At 68.6% G+C, this 20,944-nt stretch carries 16 protein-coding genes; 1 reads left to right on the top strand and 15 read right to left on the bottom strand.

Features of this window, described 5'->3' with window-relative positions; translation table 11 throughout:
• Positions 1-17: 17 nt before the first annotated feature.
• On the bottom strand, positions 18-2,795 hold the full coding sequence (gene secA / locus OOZ48_RS07220) for a preprotein translocase subunit SecA (protein ID WP_269496906.1): 2,778 nt from the start codon (positions 2,793-2,795) through the stop codon (positions 18-20).
• A 93-nt stretch (positions 2,796-2,888) separates the two neighbouring features.
• Positions 2,889-3,839: a M23 family metallopeptidase gene (locus tag OOZ48_RS07215; RefSeq protein WP_269496904.1), complete on the bottom strand. Its 951-nt coding sequence runs from the start codon at positions 3,837-3,839 to the stop codon at positions 2,889-2,891.
• A 69-nt stretch (positions 3,840-3,908) separates the two neighbouring features.
• On the opposite strand from OOZ48_RS07215, the gene OOZ48_RS07210 reads away from it, so the two are divergent.
• On the top strand, positions 3,909-4,385 hold the full coding sequence (locus tag OOZ48_RS07210) for a DciA family protein (RefSeq protein WP_269496902.1): 477 nt from the start codon (positions 3,909-3,911) through the stop codon (positions 4,383-4,385).
• Between the two features lie 4 nt (positions 4,386-4,389).
• Here OOZ48_RS07210 and lpxC read toward each other — a convergent pair whose 3' ends face one another.
• The 13 genes from lpxC to ftsL form a co-directional block, all read right to left on the bottom strand.
• A complete protein-coding gene (lpxC, locus tag OOZ48_RS07205) occupies positions 4,390-5,310 on the bottom strand; it encodes a UDP-3-O-acyl-N-acetylglucosamine deacetylase (protein ID WP_269496899.1) in 921 nt (306 codons plus the stop codon).
• Between the two features lie 240 nt (positions 5,311-5,550).
• Positions 5,551-6,714 carry a cell division protein FtsZ gene (gene ftsZ, locus OOZ48_RS07200; protein ID WP_269496896.1) on the bottom strand — a complete coding sequence of 388 codons (1,164 nt, stop codon included), beginning with the start codon at positions 6,712-6,714 and terminating at the stop codon, positions 5,551-5,553.
• Between the two features lie 79 nt (positions 6,715-6,793).
• The gene (gene ftsA, locus OOZ48_RS07195) at positions 6,794-8,020 is read right to left on the bottom strand and encodes a cell division protein FtsA (protein ID WP_269496894.1); all 1,227 of its coding nucleotides are present in this window, start codon (positions 8,018-8,020) and stop codon (positions 6,794-6,796) included.
• A complete protein-coding gene (locus OOZ48_RS07190; protein ID WP_269497425.1) occupies positions 8,017-8,820 on the bottom strand; it encodes a cell division protein FtsQ/DivIB in 804 nt (267 codons plus the stop codon). Before OOZ48_RS07190 ends, ftsA begins: the two co-directional genes overlap by 4 nt.
• Positions 8,821-8,836: 16 nt before the next feature.
• On the bottom strand, positions 8,837-9,784 hold the full coding sequence (locus tag OOZ48_RS07185; protein ID WP_269496892.1) for a D-alanine--D-alanine ligase: 948 nt from the start codon (positions 9,782-9,784) through the stop codon (positions 8,837-8,839).
• Complete coding sequence (murC, locus tag OOZ48_RS07180; RefSeq protein WP_269496890.1) at positions 9,781-11,187, bottom strand: UDP-N-acetylmuramate--L-alanine ligase; 1,407 nt, start codon at positions 11,185-11,187, stop codon at positions 9,781-9,783. The genes OOZ48_RS07185 and murC overlap by 4 nt, the downstream gene beginning before the upstream one ends.
• The gene (gene murG, locus OOZ48_RS07175) at positions 11,184-12,257 is read right to left on the bottom strand and encodes an undecaprenyldiphospho-muramoylpentapeptide beta-N-acetylglucosaminyltransferase (RefSeq protein ID WP_269496888.1); all 1,074 of its coding nucleotides are present in this window, start codon (positions 12,255-12,257) and stop codon (positions 11,184-11,186) included. The genes murC and murG overlap by 4 nt, the downstream gene beginning before the upstream one ends.
• Positions 12,254-13,447: a putative lipid II flippase FtsW gene (ftsW, locus tag OOZ48_RS07170; RefSeq protein ID WP_269496886.1), complete on the bottom strand. Its 1,194-nt coding sequence runs from the start codon at positions 13,445-13,447 to the stop codon at positions 12,254-12,256. Before ftsW ends, murG begins: the two co-directional genes overlap by 4 nt.
• A complete protein-coding gene (gene murD, locus OOZ48_RS07165; protein WP_269496884.1) occupies positions 13,444-14,964 on the bottom strand; it encodes a UDP-N-acetylmuramoyl-L-alanine--D-glutamate ligase in 1,521 nt (506 codons plus the stop codon). Before murD ends, ftsW begins: the two co-directional genes overlap by 4 nt.
• A complete protein-coding gene (mraY, locus tag OOZ48_RS07160; protein WP_269496882.1) occupies positions 14,961-16,133 on the bottom strand; it encodes a phospho-N-acetylmuramoyl-pentapeptide-transferase in 1,173 nt (390 codons plus the stop codon). The genes murD and mraY overlap by 4 nt, the downstream gene beginning before the upstream one ends.
• On the bottom strand, positions 16,123-18,906 hold the full coding sequence (murF, locus tag OOZ48_RS07155; RefSeq protein ID WP_269496880.1) for a bifunctional UDP-N-acetylmuramoyl-L-alanyl-D-glutamate--2,6-diaminopimelate ligase MurE/UDP-N-acetylmuramoyl-tripeptide--D-alanyl-D-alanine ligase MurF: 2,784 nt from the start codon (positions 18,904-18,906) through the stop codon (positions 16,123-16,125). The genes mraY and murF overlap by 11 nt, the downstream gene beginning before the upstream one ends.
• Positions 18,903-20,639 carry a peptidoglycan D,D-transpeptidase FtsI family protein gene (locus OOZ48_RS07150; protein ID WP_269496878.1) on the bottom strand — a complete coding sequence of 579 codons (1,737 nt, stop codon included), beginning with the start codon at positions 20,637-20,639 and terminating at the stop codon, positions 18,903-18,905. Before OOZ48_RS07150 ends, murF begins: the two co-directional genes overlap by 4 nt.
• Positions 20,636-20,944: a cell division protein FtsL gene (ftsL, locus tag OOZ48_RS07145; RefSeq protein WP_269496876.1), complete on the bottom strand. Its 309-nt coding sequence runs from the start codon at positions 20,942-20,944 to the stop codon at positions 20,636-20,638. Before ftsL ends, OOZ48_RS07150 begins: the two co-directional genes overlap by 4 nt.

Here is a 20,944-nt window from a genome sequence, read left to right as displayed (position 1 = left end):
CAAGCAGAATCCAGACATCAGGCCAAGCGCCCGTGGCAGTGCTTGTATTTCTTGCCGCTGCCGCACGGGCAAGGATCGTTGCGCCCCACCTTGGGCATACCGCCCATGCCTGCCGCGCCCGCGGCCGCGCGGCGACCCTGTGCGCCGCTTGCCGCCGCCGGCGGCTGATCCAGCCCGGGATCCTCGCCGCGCAGCGCCGCGTCGTAGTCCGCATGGTGATAGCGGACGTTTTCCAGCGCCGGGCTTTCGGGCTCCTCGACCTCGACCTGCTCGGGCGACTGGACGCGCACCGTCATCAGGACGCGGATCGTTTCATTGCGGATCCGGTCGAGCATGTCGGAAAACAGCGCGAACGCCTCGCGCTTGTAGGCCTGCTTGGGATCCTGCTGCGCGTAGCCGCGCAGGTGGATCCCCTGGCGCAGGTGGTCCAGGGACGCCAGGTGGCCACGCCAGTTCGAATCCAGGGATTGCAGCAGGACGGAACGCTCGAAGGGCTCCCAGCCCTCGCGCCCGACGAGTTCGACCTTGGCCTCGTAGAGGCGGCGCGCCTCGGCCAGGACCCGCTCGAGCAGGTCGTCGTCGGTCAGGTCGGGCTCCTTTTCCAGCATCTCGGACAGCGGCAGCACGATCGACCAATCCGATTCCAGCGTGGATTGCAGACCGGGCACGTCCCACTGCTCTTCCATGGTTTCCTCGGGAATGCTGCGCCGGAACACCGTGGTGATCTCGGCATCGCGCAGGTGGGCGATGGTATCGGCCACGGAGCTGGCCTCCAGGACCTCGTTGCGCTGTGCGTAGAGCACCTTGCGCTGGTCGTTGGCGACGTCGTCGTACTCGAGGAGCTGCTTGCGGATGTCGAAGTTGCGGGCCTCGACCTTGCGCTGGGCCGACTCGATCGAGCGCGACACCATGCGCGCCTCGATGGGCTCGCCCTCGGGGAGCTTCAGGCGCTCCATGATGGCACGCACCCGATCCCCGGCAAAGATCCGCATCAGCGAATCGTCCAGCGACAGATAGAAGCGCGAGGATCCAGGGTCGCCCTGGCGGCCGGCGCGGCCGCGCAACTGGTTGTCGATCCGGCGCGATTCGTGACGCTCGGTGCCGATGATGCGCAGTCCGCCCGCCTTTTTCACGGCCTCGTTGGCCGGCGCCCACTCGCTGCGGATCACGGCGATGCGGGCTTCTTTTTCCTCCGGGCTCAGGTCGGGGTTGGCGCGCACCAGATCGATCTGTTTCTCGACGCTGCCGCCCAGCACGATGTCAGTGCCGCGCCCGGCCATGTTGGTGGCGATGGTGATGTGGCCGGGCTTGCCCGCCTCGGCGACGATCTCGGCCTCGCGGGCGTGCTGCTTGGCGTTGAGCACCTCGTGCGGCAGACCGTCGCGGCGCAGCGCCTCGGACAGGCGCTCGGAGTTCTCGATGCTGGTCGTGCCCACCAGGACGGGCTGGCCGCGCTTGTGGCAGTCGACGATGTCGGCCAGGATCGCCTGGTATTTCTCGGCGTCGGTCTTGAACACCTGGTCGTTCTGGTCGTCGCGCGCCATCGGACGGTTGGTGGGGATGATGACCGTCTCGAGGCCGTAGATTTCCTGGAACTCGTAAGCCTCGGTATCCGCCGTGCCCGTCATGCCCGCGAGCTTTTCGTACATGCGGAAATAGTTCTGGAACGTGATCGAGGCCAGGGTCTGGTTCTCGTTCTGGATCTGCACGCCTTCCTTGGCCTCGATGGCCTGGTGCAGGCCGTCGGACCAGCGCCGGCCCGCCATCAGGCGACCGGTGAATTCATCGACGATCACGACCTCGCCGTTCTGGACCACGTATTGCTGGTCGCGGAAGAACAGGTTGTGGCCGCGCAGCGCCACGATGAGGTGGTGGATCAGCGAGATGTGCCGGGGATCGTACAGGGATTCGCCCTCGGGCAGGATGCCCTGGCGCGCCATGATCTGCTCGGCCTTGACCTGGCCGGCCTCGGACAAATGCACCTGCTGGGCCTTCTCGTCGACCCAGAAATCGCCCTCGGGTTCGGGCTCGTGGGGCTTGGGCTCCTCGGCCATGCGCGTGAGCAGCGGCGGGATCGCGTTCATGCGCACGTAGAGCTCGGTATTGTCGTCGGCCTGGCCCGAGATGATCAGCGGCGTGCGCGCCTCGTCGATCAGGATCGAGTCGACCTCGTCGACGATGGCGAACACCAGTCCGCGCTGGCGGCGATCGCCCGGACGGAACTCCATGTTGTCGCGCAGGTAGTCGAAGCCGTACTCGTTGTTCGTACCGTAGGTGATGTCGGCGCGATAGGCCGCGCGCTTTTCCTCGTTGTCCTGCTGGGGCACCACCACGCCCACGCTCATGCCCAGGAACCCATAGAGGCGCCCCATCCACTCGGCGTCGCGGCGTGCCAGGTAGTCGTTGACCGTCACGACGTGCACCCCGCGGCCGGTCAAGGCATTGAGGTAGACGGCCAGCGTGGCCATCAGCGTCTTGCCCTCGCCGGTGCGCATCTCGGCGATCTTGCCGTTGTGCAAGGCGATCGCGCCGATCAGCTGGACATCGAAATGCCGCATTCCGAAGACCCGCTTGCTGGCCTCGCGCACCACCGCAAAGGCCTCGGGCAACAGAGCATTGAGGGACTGCCCGTCGGCCAGCCGTTGGCGAAATTCGTCGGTCTTGGCCTTGAGCGCGTCATCCGTCAGGTCCGCCATGGACGGCTCGAGCGCGTTGATCTGCACCACCTGCTTGCGGTATTGCTTCAGCAGACGGTCATTGCGGCTGCCTATGATCTTTTTGAGCAGAGAAACCATGTCGTGTCATCGATTCGGGCCTTGGAACGATCCCGCGAAGCCCGGTTGTATGGACACGGCCGCCCGGCGGCGACCGTAGGTAAACGATGCAGTTTAACGCAGCTGGGATGCCGTCGCATGGGACGTCCCCGGATCGGCCGGTGGGCCGGAATGGGCCAGGCGCAGGTCGGGCCGATCCGCCGGCGCCCCGAGGAAAAGCGTGGGATCGAGAGGGTACCCCGCCATGCGCACCTCGAAATGCAGATGCGAGCCGGTCGAGCGGCCGGTGTTGCCCACCCGCGCGATCAATTGCCCCTGGCGCACGAGGTCGCCTGGCCGCACCGCCAGCGACGAGGCGTGCGCATAGCGCGTGGTCAGCCCGTTGCCGTGGTCGATCTCGACCATCTTGCCGTAGCCACGGACGCTGCGGGCCCGCAGGACGAGGCCGCCCGAGGCGGCGCGGATCGGCGTTCCGCGGGGCGCGACGAAATCCAGGCCTTCGTGCATGCTGTGGCGGCCGCTGACCGGATTGCGGCGCCAGCCGAAGGACGAACTGAGATAAGGGTAGTCGACCGGCATCAGGGTGGGCAGGCTGGCCTCGAGGCCCGCGCGGCTGGACATCGCCGCATCGATCAGGGAAAAGGCGTCCTCCTGGGCCGCCACGCGCCCGCGCAGGGCATCGATCCTGCGGCCCAGCGCCTCGGCCGTCCCCGGCGCCATGTCCTCGGATGACTCGGGCGGGATATCGTCCATGACCGGCATGGCATCGGTCACGTCCGGCGCCGTGTGGAGCTCAGGGGCGCTGTAGGCCAGGCCCGCAGCGTCGCTGACGCGTTGGCGCACGGCGTCCATGGCGATCAGCCGGGCCTGGAGCTCGCCGATCTTGGCCGCCAGTCCTGCGATGCTGTCGTCGATGAGGGTGGCGTCCCGGTCCAGGCGCTGGGCGAGCGCATGCTGGCGCGCGGGATCCAGGGGCGCGGCCTGAGCGGCCAGGCGCGCCTGCCATTGCGCCCCGCCCCAGGCTGCGGCGGCCAGCGCACACAGGCCCAGCAGAGCCTTGAGCACCCCGGCGTTAGAATGTCTCAGGCGGGATAGAAAAGCAGCAATCATCATCAGTTCAGGAATTGATACGGCATGAGCCATGGTCCACGACCCATCCGCGACAGAGCATCCGCGTCCGGCACACCGCTGCTGGACTGGATGGCGGGCGACCAGCGCGGCGCGGGCCTGCTCGACACCGCCCGCCGCCTGATGGCCGCGGAGGCGCTGCTGGCCCAGGTGTTGCCCGCCGGCCTGGCGCGCAACTGCAAGGCAGCCCTCATTGACAGACAGCGCCTGACGGTTTCGGTTCCCAGCCCCGCGCATGCGGCCCGCCTGCGCCAGTTGGCGCCCTCCGTCGCGGCCCACCTGCGCGCCGCCGGATGGCGGATTGAGGACATTGTCGTGCGTATCGACGCCGGACTGGGCCGCATGGCGATAAAACAAGCCCTTCGGCAAGCCGAGGGGCTGGATGAGACCGCGCTGGATTCATTCGAAGCCCTGCGCCGCTCGCTGCGGCCGGGACCGCTGGCCGACGCGGTGGGCCGGCTGCTGCGCCGCCACCGCCAATGACCGATCAGGCCAGTTGCCAGTCGCGGGTGAAGGCGGCCGGCGCGGCCGGCGACTCGTAGGTGACGAGTTCCCAGGCATCCTGCCGGGCCAGCAGCGCCCGGACGAGCTGGTTGTTCATGGCATGGCCGGACTTGCAGGCGACGTAGCGCGCCACCAGGGGCTTGCCGGCCAGGTACAGGTCGCCGATCGCGTCGAGGATCTTGTGCTTGACGAATTCATCGGCATACCGCAGGCCGTCGGCGTTAAGCACGCGGTACTCGTCCATCACGATCGCATTGTCGAGACTGCCGCCGCGCGCCAGGCCCATCGAGCGCAACGCCTCGACCTCGCTGGCGAAACCGAAGGTGCGGGCGCGGGCAATGGTCTTGACGTAGGAATCGCGGGCGAAGTCCACCTCGGCCACATTGGCCGTCGAGTCGATGGCCGGATGCCGGAAATCGATGGAAAACGACAGCGCGAAGCCGTCGTAGGGCTCGAGCCGGGCCCATTTTTGCTGGTCGCCCTCGCCCTCGCGCACCTCGACGGGCTGGATCACCCGGAGAAAGCGCTTGGGCGCCGCCTGCTCCTGCAGGCCGGCGGAACGCAGCAGGTACACGAAGGTGCCCGCGCTGCCGTCCATGATGGGGACTTCCTCGGCATTGAGGTCCACGTGCAGGTTGTCCACCCCCAGGCCGGCCAGGGCCGACATGAGGTGCTCGACCGTCGATACGCGCACATCGCCTTGCTGGAGCACGGAGGCCATGCGCGTGTCGCCCACCGCATCGGCGCGCGCGGGCAGGTCGACGACCTGGGGCAGGTCGACCCGATGGAACACGATGCCGGTGTTCGGCTGTGCGGGGCGCAACGTGATATCCACCCGGCGGCCGGAATGCAGGCCGACGCCTTTGGTGGAAATCGCTTGTTTGATGGTGCGCTGAAGAAGCATGGAAGCAGCCGATGAATTGCAGGGGGACGGCAGGCAAGGCCTCCCATCCGCTAAACCGATGCATTGTAACCAAAACCCGGGTTTACCACTATGTTTTTTTTAATCATGAAGCACCCGGATGTTACGGCATGAAGGCGTGGGCACGCGCACCCCCAGGGGAAGGGGCGCGCGTGCCGGCCGCTGCATTCCGCCGCGAGCGGCGGGCCGCGATATGTGAGAGGGGACTGTGCGGAAAGCCGCTCAGTCCGCCTGTTTGCGCAGGAACGCCGGGATGTCGAAGTGATCCATGCCCGCCGTCTCGAGCGCCCTCACCTGGGCCGAGGCGTTGCTGCGCGGATTGCGCATCACCGACGGCACGTCGGTATTGGCGAATCCGCCCGCCAAAGGCATGTTGTCCGTGCCGGTGCGCTGGGCCTCGGCGTTGTTGGACACGAGCTGCGGACGCGCATTGCCGGAGCCCAGGCCCGTGGCGACCACCGTCACCCGCAGGTTCTCGCCCATGGATTCGTCGTAGGCCGTGCCGAAGATCACCGTGGCGTCCTCGGATGCATAGCTGCGGATGGTGTCCATGATCTCGCGGGTCTCGCGCATCTTCAGGGTGCGGCTGGCCGTGATGTTGACCAGAATGCCGCGCGCGCCGTGCAGGTCCACGCCTTCCAGCAGCGGGCAGGCGATGGCGTGCTCCGCGGCCACGCGGGCGCGGTCCGCCCCCGCCGCCACCGAGGTGCCCATCATGGCCTGGCCCTGTTCGCCCATGATGGTCTTGACGTCCTCGAAGTCGACGTTGACATTGCCCTCGACGTTGATGATCTCGGCGATGCCGGCGCACGCATTGTGCAGGACGTCGTCGGCGGCCTGGAAGCAGTCTTCCTGGGTCGCATCATCGTCCATCAGCTCGTAGAGGTTCTCGTTCAGGACCACCACCAGCGAATGCACGTGCTTGCCCAGTTCGCGGATGCCGTCCTCGGCCATCTTCATGCGCTTGGCGCCCTCGAAGACGAAGGGCTTGGTCACCACGCCCACGGTGAGGATGCCCAGTTCCTTGGCCACCTCGGCCACCACGGGTCCGGCGCCGGTGCCCGTGCCGCCGCCCATGCCGGCGGTGATGAAGACCATGTGCGCGCCGGTGAGCGCCGCGCGGATTTCCTCGCGGGCGGTCTCGGCGGCCGCGCGCCCCTGTTCGGGCTTGGCGCCCGCGCCCAGGCCGGTGCGGCCCAGGCGAATCTGCACGGGCGCCTCGCTGGTCGTGAGCGCCTGCGCGTCGGTATTGGCGCAGATGAAATCCACGCCCTGCACGCCCGAACGGATCATGTGGGCCACGGCATTGCCGCCCGCCCCGCCGACACCGACGACCTTGATCACGGTGCCGTTGCTGCTGGTATCCAGCATTTCAAAGCTCATCATGGTTGACTCCCTCACATATCAAAAAACACAAACAATTTCCCCTGAACTACGGTGTGGCTTTTCTTCAAGGCCTCGAGCCCTAATTCATGAACCACTCTTTCATGCGGGCAAAAATGGACTTCACCGCCCCTTTCTGCTGCGCAACCTTGCGACCGCGGGCGCGCTGCATGCGCGCCTCGGTCAACAATCCCATGACCGTCGAGAAGCGCGGATTGCGCATCACGTCGGACAAACTGCCCTCGTACATCGGCACGGCCACGCGCACCGGCTTGAGGAACACGTCCTCGGCCAGCTCCACCATGCCGGGCATGAGCGCGGTGCCGCCGGTCAGCACCACGCCGGACGACAACAGTTCCTCGTAGCCGGACTCGCGCACCACCTGCTGCACGAAACCGAACAATTCCTCCATGCGCGGCTCGATCACCGCGCCCAGCGCCTGGCGCTTGACGCTGCGGTTCGGCCGGTCGCCCAGGCCCGGCACCTCGATCATCTCGTCGGCGTGGGCCAGCACCTGCTTGGCAACGCCGTGGCGCAGTTTGATTTCCTCGGCATCGGGCGTGGGCGTGCGCAGCATCGCCGCGATGTCGCTGGTCACCTGGTCGCCCGCGATGGGGATCACCGAGGTGTGGCGGATCGCGCCGCCGGTGTAGATCGCGATGTCGGTCGTGCCGCCGCCGATGTCCACCAGGACCACGCCGAGTTCCTTTTCATCGACCGTGAGGCACGACAGGCTGGAGGCCAGCGGCTGCAGGATCAGGTCCTGCACCTCGAGGCCGCAGCGGCGCACGCACTTGACGATGTTCTGGGCGGCGCTGACCGCGCCGGTCACAATGTGCACCCGCACCTCGAGACGCATGCCGCTCATGCCGATGGGTTCGCGGATGTCCTCCTGCCCATCGACGATGAATTCCTGCGTCAGCACGTGCAGCACCTGCTGGTCGGTGGGGATGTTCACCGCCTTGGCGGTCTCGATGACGCGGGCCACATCGGTGGCCGTCACTTCCTTGTCCTTGACCGCGACCATGCCGCTGGAATTGAAGCTCGTGATGTGGCTGCCCGCGATCCCGGTGAAGACCTCGCGGATCTTGCAGTCGGCCATCAGTTCGGCCTCCTCCAGCGCGCGCTGGATGGAGTTGACGGTGGACTCGATATTGACCACGACGCCCTTGCGCATGCCCTCGGACTCATGCTGGCCCAGGCCAAGCACCTCGAACCCGCCATCGGGCAGGATCTCGGCGACGACGGCGGCCACCTTGCTGGTGCCGATATCGAGTGCAACGATCAGGTCTTTGATGTCACGGGTCATGGCTTTCGGGTTCTCGGAGAGGCTTGGGTTTCAGGGGCCAGCGTGATGGCGAAGCCATTGGGATAGCGCAGGTCGGCGCCGGCGATCACACGTTCGCCCAGCCGCCGGGACAAGGCGGGCCAGGCCTGGACGAAGCGTTCGATGCGCGCGGCGAACGGCAGGGCGCCCGAGCGCCCGTGCGGGTCGGTCGCATCGGCGGCCGGGTCGCGCCCCAGGCGCAGGCGCACACCGTCCGAGAGCTGGACTTCCCAGGCATAGCGCGGGCTCAGGGTCGCCTCGCGCACGCGCAGGTCCAGCGGCGCGAACCAGCGGGCGATCTCGGCATAGCGCTGCACCACCAGGCGCTCGGAATTCGCGGGGCCGTTGAGCTGGGGCAATTGCAGGCCGTCGGGCAGTTCGCCCTGGTTCGCGGTGAAAGCCTCGCCCCAGGTATTGATCATCTGGTTCTCGTTCCAGAGCGCCAGGGGCTGCTGTTCCTCGATGCGCACGCGCAGGACGTCGGGCCAGACGCGCTGCACGCTGGCATGCCGCACCCAGGGGGTGGACTCGATCTTGCGGCGCGCCTCGTCCAGGTCCAGCAGGAAGAAATTGCCGTTCACCTGGCCGGCCAGCGCCGTGCGCAGGCTCAGCGGCGTGACGTACTGCAGCCCCGGCGCCGCCATCGGCGCGATCTCGATGCGGGCGATCGCGAAATGAGGCCGGCGCACCACCCAGGCCAGCGCACCGGCCAGCATCGCCAGCACGGCGAGCAGCGCCAGCGCATTGGCGAGGAGATTGGTCAGGCGGGCATCGGCGAACACGTCCATGATCCTCCGCTCAGGTTCCGGCCCCGCGGCGCAGCTTGCAGCGCGCCGAGGCCAGGATTTCCACACACAGGCGGCCATAGCTCATGCCGGCCGCCTTGGCGCCCATGGGCACCAGGGAATGGCTCGTCATCCCGGGCGACGTGTTCATCTCGAGCAGCCAGGGCTCGCCCGCCGCATCCAGCATCAGGTCCGCCCGGCCCCATCCTTCGCATCCCAGGACCCGGTAGGCCTCCTCGGAGATGCGCTGGATGCGCTGCGCCAGCGCCTCGTCGAGCTCGGCGGGACACACGTAGCGGGTCTCGTCCGAGAAATACTTGTGCTCGTAGTCGTAGTTGCCGCCAGGGGCGATGATCTCGATGACCGGCAGGGCGCGGGCGGCGGCGCCCGAGCCGAGGATGGGCACCGTCAGTTCGCGCCCCTGGATGTAGCGCTCGGCAAGCACCACGTCGTCAAAGCGGCGCGCCTGCTCGTAGGCCGGCAGGATCATGTCCGCCTCGTCGACCCGGGTCACCCCCACCGTCGAGCCCTCGTGCGGCGGCTTCATGATCATCGGCAGCCCCAGCGCGGCGGCCAGGTCCGCCGGGTCGGGCGGGGCCGCGAGCGTCCGGAATGCGGGCGTGGGCAATCCGTGATGGAGCCACAGGCGCTTGGTCATGATCTTGTCCATGGCGACGCCCGAGGCCGTGGGGCCGCTGCCGGTGTAGGGCAGGCCGATGAGCTCCAGCGCGCCTTGCATCGTGCCGTCTTCGCCATAGCAGCCGTGCAGCGCGATGAACACCCGGTCGAAACCCGCCGCGGCCAGGGCCGGGAGGTCCTGACGGCCGGTGTCGAACAAATGGGCATCGACGCCCTCGGCGCGCAAGGCTTCGCAAACGCCCGCCCCCGAGAGCAGGGACACCTCGCGCTCCGCGGAGGTGCCGCCGTACAGCACGCCGACCCGGCCGAAAGATTGACTCATGCAGCTTCCCCCAATTGCGCCGGGACGCGGCTGATGGAGCCGGCGCCCATGATGATGATCACGTCGCCCGACCGCGCAAAATCGCGGATGGCGTCCGCCAGTTCACCCACCTGCTCGACGAATACCGGCTCGATCCGGCCCGCGACGCGCACCGCTCGGGCAAGCGCGCGGCCGTCCGCGGCGATGAGCGGGGCCTCGCCGGCTGGGTAGACCTCGGTCAGCAGCAAGGCATCGGCCTGGCTCAGGACCTTGACGAAATCCTCGAAGCAGTCCCGCGTGCGGGTATAGCGGTGGGGCTGGAAGGCCAGCACCACACGACGGTCCGGCCAGGCGCCGCGCGCCGCCGCCAGTGTCGCCGCCATTTCGACGGGGTGGTGCCCGTAATCGTCGATCACCGTATAGGTTCCACCACCCTGGCCCGCACGCACGGGAAATTCACCCACCTGGGTGAACCGTCGCCCTACGCCGCGGAAGTTGGCAAGCGCGTCGACGATGACGGCATCGGGCACGCCCAGTTCGGTCGCCACGGCGATCGTCGCCAGGGCATTGAGCACGTTGTGCCGTCCCGGCAGATTCAGCCGCACGGACATGGGCGCCAGCTCGCCGGCGGCGCCCAGCCGCCGGACGTCGAAGCGCATGGACACCCCGTCGGCGCGCACGGCCTCGGCGCGCACCTGGGCCGGCGAATCGATGCCGTAGGTCGTGATGGGCCGCGAGACGAACGGGATGATCTCGCGCACGTTGGGATCGTCCAGGCACAGGATGGCGCTGCCATAGAAAGGCAGCCGCTGGGTGAACTCGACGAAGGCGCTCTTGAGACGCGCGACGTCGTGTCCGTACGTGTCCATGTGGTCCACGTCGATATTGGTGATGATCGCCATCACCGGCAACAGATTCAGGAACGAGGCATCGGATTCATCCGCCTCGACGACGATGTACTCGCCCTGCCCCAGGCGGGCGTTGGCGTCGGCCGCGTTCAGGCGCCCGCCGATGACGAAGGTCGGATCCAGACCGCCGGCCGCCAGGACGCTGGCCACCAGGCTGGTGGTCGTGGTCTTGCCGTGCGTGCCGGCCACCGCGATGCCGCGCTTCAGGCGCATCAGCTCGGCCAGCATCAGTGCGCGCGGCACCACGGGCACGTGGGCGGCGCGCGCCGCCATGACCTCGGGATTGTCGGCGCGGATCGCCGTCGAGGTGACGATGGCACCGGCACCCTGGATGTTTTCGGCCGCATGGCCGGTCATGATGCGCGCGCCCAGGCCCGCCAGGCGGCGGGTCACCGCGGTCTCCTGGATGTCCGAGCCGCTGATGGCATAGCCCAGGTTCAACAGGACCTCGGCGATGCCGCTCATCCCCGATCCGCCGATCCCGACGAAATGTATGCTTTGTATGCGATGCTTCATGCCGCTTCCTCGATCGTGTCGGCGCAGGCGTCGGCAATCAGCTGCGCGGCGTTCAGGCCGGCGTGCTCGTGGGCGTGCTGGGCGACACCCGCGAGTTCGGCGCGGCTGCGCGCATCCAGCCATGCCGCCAGGGTGCCGGCATCGAGCGTGCCCTGCGGCATCATCCAGCCGCCCCCGCAGTCCGACAGATAGCGCGCATTGGCGGTCTGGTGATCGTCGATGGCATGCGGCAGGGGCACGAACAGCGCGGCCACGCCCACGGCGGCGACCTCGGCCACCGTCATGGCGCCGGCCCGGCAAATCACCAGGTCGGCATCGGCCAGCGCCTGCGCCATGTCCTCGATGAAGGCCGAGGTCTCGGCGGCCACGCCCAGTGCCTCATAGCGCGCGCGCACCGCCTCGGCATGGCGTTCGCCCGCCTGGTGGCGCAGCCGTGGGCGCCGCGGCGCCGGCAGGCGCGCGACGGCCTCGGGCACCAGCGCATTGAGCGGTGCGGCCCCGAGGCTGCCGCCCAGGACCAGCACACGCAACGCGCCCTCGCGCGCGGCATAGCGCCGCGCGGCAGGCTCCACCTCGAGCAGGGACGCGCGCACCGGGTTGCCGACCATCAACGCATCGGGCAGCGCGCCCGGGAAGCCGGACAGCACTCGCGAGGCCAGGCGCGCCAGCCAGCGGTTGGCCGTGCCGGCCACCGCATTCTGCTCATGGACCACCAGCGGAATGCCGGACAGCCGGGCCATGACGCCCCCCGGGAACGCGACATAGCCGCCCATGCCCAGCACGACGTCCGGGCGATGCGTGCGCAGCAGGCGGTGCGCCTGCCGGCAGGCGGACGTCAGGCTGAACGGCAGCCTGAGCAGGGCGCCGATGCCCTTGCCGCGCACGCCGCCGAAGCGCAGCGCCAGCAGCTCATAACCCTGCGCCGGCACGAGCCGGCCTTCCATGCGCTCGGGATTGCCCAGCCACAGCACCCGCCAGCCCCGCGCACGCAGCTCCGCGGCCACGGCCAGCCCCGGCATGATGTGCCCGCCGGTGCCGCCGGCCATGATCAGGATCGTGCGGGCCGTCATGTGCGCCGCCCCCGCATCATGCAGCGCGTCTCGTAGTCCACGCGCAGCAGTATGGCCATGGCCGCGATGTTCATCACGATGCCCGAACCGCCATAGCTGACCAGCGGCAGGGTCAGCCCCTTGGTGGGCAGCAGGCCCAGGCAGACGCCGATATTGATGAAGGCCTGCACGCCGAACCACAGGGCCACCCCCTGTGCGACCAGGCCGTCGAACATGCGCTCCATGGCAATGGCCTGGCGGGCGATGTCGAAGCCCCGCATCACGATGTAGACGAAGATCGCGATCAGGCAGCAGACGCCCACAAAGCCGAGCTCCTCGCCTACCACCGCGACGATGAAATCGGTATGCGCCTCGGGCAGGTAGTGCAGCTTTTCGATGCTGGCGCCCAGGCCCACGCCGAACCATTCGCCCCGCCCGAGGGCGATCAACGAATGCGAGAGCTGGTAGGCGCTGCCGTAGGCGTTGTCCGGATTCCAGGGATCCAGATAGACGAACAGGCGCTCGCGGCGCCAGGGCGAGGCCCAGATCAGCGCAAGAAAACTGCCGACCATGATGAGCAGCAGCGTCGAGAACAGCTTGATGTTGATGCCGCCGATGAACAGGATGCCGATCGCGATCGACACGATGACGATGAAGGCGCCCAGGTCCGGCTCCATCAGCAGCACCACGCCCACGGCCGCCAGCGCGCACGCCATCGGCATGAAACCGCGCCAGAAATTCTGCATGTGCGCCTGCTTGCGCACGACGTAATCCGCCGCGTACAGCAGCACGGCCACCTTCATCCATTCCGAGGGCTGGAAATTGATCGGCCCCAGCGGCAGCCAGCGGCGCGCGCCGTTCACTTCGCGCCCGATCCCGGGAATCAGGACCACCATCAGCATGATCAGCGCGAACAGGAACAGCGGGACGGCCATTTTCTGCCAGACCCGCATGGGAATGCTGGCGGCAAACAGCCCGACCAGCACGCCCACGATGATGAACACCGCGTGGCGGCCGACGAAATAGAAGCGGCCATAGCTTTCGTAGCGCGGCCCGTCGGCCAGGGCGATCGAGGCCGAATACACCATCAGCAGCCCGAACAGCACCAGGGTGCCGGCGGCGATGATCAGGCCCAGATCCACGCTGGGCATCGTGGTGCGGCCGGGGCGCACCGCGTTCAGGCCCGCGCTCAGTTCGCCGAATACGCTCATGCGACCTCCCCGCGCTCGGCCGCCAGTTCGCGCACCGCCTCGACGAAGCAGGCGCCGCGATGGACGTAGTTGCGGAACATGTCCATGCTGGCGCAGGCCGGCGACAGCAGAACCGCGTCGCCCGGACGGGCGTGGGCCAAGCCGCGGGACACGGCCAGCTCCAGGGTTTCGCAGGATTCCAGCGGCACGCCGGCCTGGGCGAGAACCTCGCCGATGGCCGGCCCATCCTGCCCGATCAGCATCACGGCGCGCGCGTGTTCGCGCACGGCGGGCACCAGGGGCGAGAAATCCTGCCCCTTGCCCAGCCCGCCGGCGATCAGGACCACCGGCTGGCCCAGGCCGCGCAGCGCGGCCAGCGTGGCGCCCACATTGGTGCCCTTGCTGTCGTCGATGAAATCCACGCCGGCGATCTGCTGGACCAGTTCGGTGCGATGCGCCTCGCCGCGATAGTCGCGCAGGGCATGCAGCATCGGCGCCCAGCCCAGGCCGATCTCGTGCCCCAGGGCCAAAGCCGCCAGGCCGTTCAGGGCATTGTGCATGCCACGAATCCGCAGCGCCTCGACCGGCATCAACGGCGTCCTGCGCCCCGGGCGCCGATGCACGGGCGCAGGCGCGCGGCCGCGGCGCGGCGCGGCGCGCTCCTCGGGCTCGGACGCCTGCGCGCAGGACAGCCAGGCCATGCCGTTTTCCACCTCGACGCCCAGGTCGCCCGCCAGCACGGGCGCATCCGCACCGAAGCTGCGCACCCGCTCGTCCTCCAGACTGGACACCATGGCGCCGACCAGCGGATCGTCGCGATTGACGACGGCGACGCGGGCCATGTCGAGCACGCGCGCCTTGGCGTGCGCATAGGCTTGCATCGAACCGTGCCAGTCCAGGTGATCCTGGGTGACGTTCAGCACGGCCGCCGCATCCAGCGCCAGGCTGCGGGTCGCCTCGAGCTGGAAGCTCGAGAGCTCCAGCACCCAGACATCCGGCAAATCATCGTCCTCCAGCGCCTGGCGCAGACTGGCGAGCGCCGCGGGACCGATGTTCCCGGCCGCGCGCGCCTTGCGGCCGGCGGCCTGGGCCAGGCGCCGGACCAGCGCCGTGACCGTGGTCTTGCCGTTGGTGCCGGTCACGGCCACCGTCTTCGGCGCATAGCCCTGTTCGCGCAGGTCGGCCAGGGCGCGGGCGAACAGCTCGATCTCGCCCAGGACCTCGATGCCGCGCGTGCACGCGGCCGCCAGCAGGCCGGCGACCGGCTCCTCGCGGGGATTCAGGCCCGGACTGATGACCACGGTATGCACCTCGTCGAGCGCATCGGGGGCGAAGGCGTCCGCGCCCAGGCGCAGGTCCGCATCGATCACGTCCTCGCGCAGCCCCTCCAGGCCGCCGGGCTGCGCGCGCGTGTCCAGCACGCGCAGGCGCGCCCCATGCGCCGCGCACCAAAGCGCCGCGGCCAGCCCGGTCTCGCCCAAACCCAGGATCAGGGTCAGGCCCTCGGGCCGCACGGAGGGGAAGGTATAGGCGCTCATCGCAGCTTCAGGCTCGCAAGACCGACCAGGACCAGCATCATGGTGATGATCCAGAAGCGCACCACCACCTGGGTCTCTTTCCAGCCGCCGACCTCGAAATGATGATGCAGGGGCGCCATGCGGAATATGCGCCGGCCCTCGCCGTAGCGCCGCTTGGTGTACTTGAACCAGGACACCTGCAGCATCACCGACAGGGTCTCGACCACGAACACGCCGCCCATGATGAACAGTACGATCTCCTGGCGCACGACCACGGCGATCGCACCCAGCGCGCCGCCCAGGGCCAGCGCGCCCACGTCGCCCATGAAGACCTGCGCGGGATAGGTGTTGAACCAGAGGAAGGCCAGCCCCGCCCCCGCGATCGCCGCGCAGATCACCATCAGCTCGGAAGCCCCGGGAATGTAGGGGAACAGCAGATACTTGGAATAGTCGACCCGGCCGACCACGTAGGCAAAGATCCCGAGGGCGCTGCCGATCATGACGGTGGGCATGATGGCCAGGCCGTCGAGCCCGTCGGTGAGGTTGACGGCATTGCTGGAACCCACGATCACCAGCCAGGTCAGGATCACGAAGCCGAACACGCCCAGGGGATAGCTGATCGTCTTGAAGAACGGCACGATCAGGTCGGCGCGCGCCGGCAGCGGCATCGAAAAACCGCTCATCACCCAATCGCTGAACAGCGGCCACAGGGCCGTATTGGCCGGCGCCGACACGGCAAAGCTTAGGTAGACCGCCGCCACCAGGCCGATCAGGGCCTGCCAGAAGAACTTCTGCCGCGCCGGCATGCCCTCGGGGTCGTGGTTGACCACCTTGCGGTAGTCGTCGGCCCAGCCGATCCAGCCGAAGCCGAAGGTCACCAGCAGCACGACCCAGACGAAGCGGTTCGTCCAGTCGGCCCACAGCAGCGTGCTCACGCCGATGCCGATCAGGATGAGGGCCCCGCCCATGGTCGGCGTCCCGTTTTTTTGCATGTGGGACTGCGGCCCGTAGCTGCGCACCGCCTGGCCGATCTTCAGCGCGGTGAGCCTGCGGATCAGCCAGGGGCCCGCCAGCAGGCCGATCGCCAGGGCGGTGGCGCAGGCCAGCAAGGCGCGGAACGTGATGTATTCCACCACCCCGAATGCGCGGAAATGTTCGTCCGACAGCCAACGCGCCAGTTCAAGCAACATGGCCGTCCTCCTTGCCCGCGGCATCGCCGCGCAAGGCCTGCACCACACGCTCCATGCGCATGCTGCGCGATCCTTTGACCAGCACATGCCCGGGCCGCAGGGCCAGCAGGCGCCGCAGCAGCCCGTCCAGCGCATCGAAGGCCTCGGCGCCGTCGCCAAACGCCGCCGCCGCGTGGCGCGAGGCCTCGCCCAGCGTCAGGAGGAAATCGATGCCGCACTGGGCCGCGTAGGCGCCGACCTCGGCATGCATGCCCGGCCCCTGGTCGCCCACCTCGCCCATGTCTCCCAACACCAGGATGCGGCGGCCGTCGAGGCCGGACAGGACGTCGATCGCCGCGCGCACCGAATCCGGATTGGCGTTGTAGCTGTCGTCGATCAGCTGGAACCCATCGGCCATGGCCTGCGGCTGCATGCGCCCGCCCACCGGGCGGAATGCCGCCAGCCCTTCGGCGATCGCCGACAAGGGCGCGCCGGCGGCCCGGGCGCAGGCGGCGGCGGCCAGGGCGTTGCGCAGATTGTGGCGCCCCGGTGCGTGCAGGACCACCTGCTCCGACTCGGCACCCACGCACAAGCGGAACTCGGTGCGCTCGAGACCGGCGCGGATCTGCGCCGGATGCACGTCGAAGGCCGCATCGAAGCCAAAGCGGCGCACGCCCCGGTTCCCCGCCATGCCCGCCCACAGGTCCGCGTACTCGTCATCCCCCGGAAACACCGCCACGCCCCCGGCCGGCAAGGCGTCGATGACCCTGCCGTTCTCGCGCGCCACCGCCTCGACGCTGCACATGAATTCCTGGTGCTCGCGCTGGGCGTTGTTCACCAGCGCGATGGTCGGCTGGGCGATATCCGCAAGGACCGCGATCTCGCCCGGGTGGTTCATGCCCAGTTCGAACACCGCCGCGCGGTGCGGGGCGCGCATGCGCAGCACCGTCAGCGGCAGGCCGATGTCATTGTTGAAATTGCCGCGCGTGGCCAGCCGGCCCTCCTCACCCAGCCAGGCCGCAAGGATCGAAGCGATCATTTCCTTGGTGGTGGTCTTGCCGTTGCTGCCGGTGACCGCGATCACGGGGCAGGCGAACACCCCCCGCCAGACGCGCGCGATGCGCCGCAGCGCCGCACGCGTATCGCCCAGCACGAACTGCGGCAGATCCACGCCTGCATCGGCGCGCGCGACGATGGCCGCCGCCGCGCCCGCCGAGCGTGCCGCCTCCAGATAGTGGTGGCCGTCGAAATGCTCGCCCTCCAGGGCCAGAAACAGTTCGCCTGCGCGGATGCTGCGCGTATCGGTCGACAGGCCCTGGCCGCGTTGCCAGGTCAGCGCAAAACCGGCCCACTGGCGATCGTCGAACGGACTGCGCACGCCATCGACCTCCTGGTAGGTCTCGTGCCCCTTGCCCGCCAGCAGGATCACGTCCCGATCATCCGCGTGCCAGACCGCCCGCAGGATGGCCTGCGCCCGATCCAATTCCACCGCCGCGGGCCCCGGCATGCCGGCTGCGATCTGGTCGATGATGGATTGCGGATCCTCGGTGCGCGGATTGTCGGTCGTCAACAGCACCTCGTCGGCCAGGCGCGCGGCCACCGCGCCCATCAAGGGGCGCTTGCCCGCGTCACGGTCGCCGCCGCAGCCGAATACGCAGACCAGGCGGCCGCCGCGGGATTGCGCGGCAGGACGCAGGGCCAGCAGGGCGCGCTCCAATGCGTCCGGCGTATGGGCATAGTCGACCACCACCAGCGCCTGGGGCCGGGCGTTGCTTGCGCCGCCCAGCGCCTCGACCACCTGCAGGCGGCCATTGACGGGCCGCAGGACGGCCAGGGACCGCGCGATCCGCCCGAGGCCCCAGCCGAGTTCGCGCAGCACGCCCGCGACCAGCAGCAGGTTGGAGATATTGTGCTGGCCCACCAGGTGGGTGAAGATCTGGGCGCTGCCTTGCGGCGACACCAGATTGAAGACCAGCCCCTCGCTGCCGCTCTGGATGTCCTCGGCCCGGAACGGCGCCTGCGCATCGCGCGCGATGGAATAGCCGATCCGCGTCATGCCGCCGCCCATCGACAACAGTTCGGCGCCGGCCGGATCATCGGCGTTGATCACGGCGCTGCGCAGGCCGCTTTGCTCGAACAGGGCGAACTTGGCCGCCTTGTAGCGTTCCGGCGTGCCGTGATAGTCGAGATGGTCGCGCGTCAGGTTGGTGAAGCCCGCGACCTGGATGCGCACGCCTGCCAGCCGGCCCTGTTCGATGCCGATCGATGAGGCCTCGATCGCCGCGGCCCCGCAGCCGGCGGCGGCGATGGCGGCCAGGCTGCGGTGCATGGTCAGGACATCCGGCGTGGTCAGGGCGCCGCCCAGGTTGCTGCCGTCGGCCAGCGTGACACCCAGCGTGCCCACCGTGCCGCAGGGCCGGCCCTCGGCGTTCATGGCGGCGGCGATCCATTGCACGGAGGAGGTCTTGCCGTTGGTGCCGGTCACCGCGATCACCGTCAAGGCGTCCGACGGCCGGCCGTACCAATGATGGGCGATCTCGCCCAGCAGCCCCGGCAAGCCCTCGACCTGCAAAATAGGCGCCGGGACATCGGGCAGCGCCGCGCCGCCCGCCGCCACGACCACCGCGGCCGCGCCGGCCGCAACGGCCGGCCCGATGTACTGGCGTCCATCGGCCGATATGCCGGGGCAGGCGAAGAACACGTCGCCCGGCCGGATCTGGCGCGAATCGAGGCACAGGTGCGCCTCGCGATCCACCCGCTCGTCGAGCCAGGCAAGAATGTCTATCATATTCATCGTGTAGGCGCCTCCCGGCCGGCGACCGCGACCAGCGCATCGACCGGCGCATCGGGCTGCACGCCCAGTCGGCGCAAAGTGCTGGCAACAATATCCGAGAAGACCGGCGCGGCCACGCGGCCGCCATAGTAGCCCCCGGCACCGGGCTCGTCGATCGAGACCGCGACGACGACACGCGGGTTCGAGACGGGCGCAAAGCCGACGAAGGAGCTGCGGTATTTGGTCTTGCTGTACTGCCCGTTGACGATCTTGCGCGCGGTCCCGCTCTTGCCGGCGACACGGTAGCCCTGGACCTGCGCGCGCTTGGCGCCGTCGGGACCCGCCGCGGCCTCGAGCATGGCGCGCATCACGCCGGCCACCTGCGGGGAATACACCTGGACGCTGGCCGGCTTGCCCTCGCGGCGCAGCAGCGACAGGGACACCATGTCGCCCTGGCGGGCAAAAGCCGTGTATGCGTGCGCGACCTGGATCAGCGACACCGACAGCCCATAGCCGTAGGCCATCGTCGCCCGCTCGATCGGGCGCCACCGCTGCCAGGGCCGCAGCCGGCCCGAGGCCATCCCCGGGAAATGCGTCTGCGGCACCCGTCCGAAACCGAGCTCCGAGAACTTCGTCCACATCGCCTGCGAGGACATCAGCTCGGAGATCATCGTCATCCCGACGTTGCTGGAATGCCGGATGATGCCCGCGACGTCCAGCACCCCATAGTGCCCCACGTCGGAGATCAACGCGCCTTGATAGCGATAGCGGCCGTCGCCCGTGTCGAAACGGGTCTTGAGGTCGATTTTTTTCTCGTCCAGGGCCAGGGCGACGGTAAAGGGCTTCATGATCGAGCCCGGCTCGAAGGTGTCGGTCATCACCCGGTTGCGCAAGGCCAGGCCGCTGCGCTGGGCGGTATCGTTCGGATCGTAGGTCGGCAGGTTGACCATGGCCAGGACCTCGCCGGTCTCGACGTCCAGCACCACGGCGGCGCCGGCGCGCGCCTGGTGCTCCTTCAAGGCCGCCTTGAGGGCCGTATAGGTGTCGAACTGGATGCCCGAATCGATGGACAGGCGCAGGTTGCGCCCATCGACCGGCGGCACCACCGCCTGCACGTCCTCGATCACGCGACCCAGGCGGTCCTTGATGACGCGGCGCGAACCCGGCTGGCCCGAGAGTTCATCGTTGAAGGCAAGCTCGATGCCCTCGATGCCGCGGTCCTCGATGTTGGTGAAGCCGATCACGTGCGCCATCACCTCGCCTTCGGGATAGTAGCGCCGGGTCTCGGTCAATTGCTGGACGCCCGGGATCTTGAGCTCGCGGATCTCATCGGCGACGTCCACCGGGACCTGGCGCTTGATGTAGACGAAGTTCTTGTCCTCATCGCGCGTGCGCTGCCGGATGTCGGCCGGATCCATGTCCAGCAGCTTGGCCAGCGCACGGACCTGCCCGTCCTCGGCCTTGTTGAAGTCCTCGGGAATCGCCCAGATGGCCTTGACGGGAACGCTGGAGGCCAGCACCACCGAACCGCTGCGATCGAAGATCTTGCCGCGCGTGGCCGGCAGCACCAGCGTGCGCTCGTAGCGGCGCTCGCCCTGGCGCTGCAGGAACTCATTGGACAGGATCTGCAGGTACAAGGCCTTGCCGACCAGCGCTGCGAACGCCAGCAGCAGCATGACGAGCACCAGCCGCGCCCGCCAGAAATTGCGACGCCCCGCGAGCACGGGGCTTTCGTGGAATCCGAAGCGCTTCACCGCCGGCCTCCCGCCTCGGGACCGGGCCGCGGGGCAAGCGTCTCACCCGGCCTCAGATAGATGGTCCGGTCCGGCGTGACCGGGACCAGGCCCAGCTCGTTGCGCGCCACCTGGTCGATGCGCACATTGCGCGCCAGCTCGGCACGCTCCAGCTGCAGGCGCCGCCATTCGGTGTCGAGTTCATGCGCGCGCGAGGCGAGGCGCTCGGAGGCGACGAACAGTTCGCGCGACTGGAATCGCACCGTCACCAGCGACAGGGCGGAGATCATCAGCAGCACCGCGAACACGACGACCAGGCGGACCAT

Origin of the sequence: Castellaniella sp. S9 (assembly GCF_027257175.1) — a bacterium.
In the GTDB taxonomy this organism is placed as follows: domain Bacteria; phylum Pseudomonadota; class Gammaproteobacteria; order Burkholderiales; family Burkholderiaceae_B; genus Castellaniella.
This window is presented reverse-complemented; position numbering and strand designations above follow the sequence as displayed.

Excerpts from the sequence above, each read along its gene's own strand:
- OOZ48_RS07185 (WP_269496892.1), bottom strand. The coding sequence starts at position 9,784 with ATGAGTCAATCTTTCGGCCGGGTCGGCGTGCTGTACGGCGGCACCTCC.
- secA (WP_269496906.1), bottom strand. The coding sequence starts at position 2,795 with ATGGTTTCTCTGCTCAAAAAGATCATAGGCAGCCGCAATGACCGTCTG.
- ftsZ (WP_269496896.1), bottom strand. The coding sequence starts at position 6,714 with ATGATGAGCTTTGAAATGCTGGATACCAGCAGCAACGGCACCGTGATC.
- OOZ48_RS07210 (WP_269496902.1), top strand. The coding sequence starts at position 3,909 with ATGAGCCATGGTCCACGACCCATCCGCGACAGAGCATCCGCGTCCGGC.
- ftsL (WP_269496876.1), bottom strand. The coding sequence starts at position 20,944 with ATGGTCCGCCTGGTCGTCGTGTTCGCGGTGCTGCTGATGATCTCCGCC.
- murD (WP_269496884.1), bottom strand. The coding sequence starts at position 14,964 with ATGAGCGCCTATACCTTCCCCTCCGTGCGGCCCGAGGGCCTGACCCTG.
- murF (WP_269496880.1), bottom strand. The coding sequence starts at position 18,906 with ATGAATATGATAGACATTCTTGCCTGGCTCGACGAGCGGGTGGATCGC.
- ftsW (WP_269496886.1), bottom strand. The coding sequence starts at position 13,447 with ATGAGCGTATTCGGCGAACTGAGCGCGGGCCTGAACGCGGTGCGCCCC.
- lpxC (WP_269496899.1), bottom strand. The coding sequence starts at position 5,310 with ATGCTTCTTCAGCGCACCATCAAACAAGCGATTTCCACCAAAGGCGTC.
- murC (WP_269496890.1), bottom strand. The coding sequence starts at position 11,187 with ATGAAGCATCGCATACAAAGCATACATTTCGTCGGGATCGGCGGATCG.
- mraY (WP_269496882.1), bottom strand. The coding sequence starts at position 16,133 with ATGTTGCTTGAACTGGCGCGTTGGCTGTCGGACGAACATTTCCGCGCA.
- ftsA (WP_269496894.1), bottom strand. The coding sequence starts at position 8,020 with ATGACCCGTGACATCAAAGACCTGATCGTTGCACTCGATATCGGCACC.
- murG (WP_269496888.1), bottom strand. The coding sequence starts at position 12,257 with ATGACGGCCCGCACGATCCTGATCATGGCCGGCGGCACCGGCGGGCAC.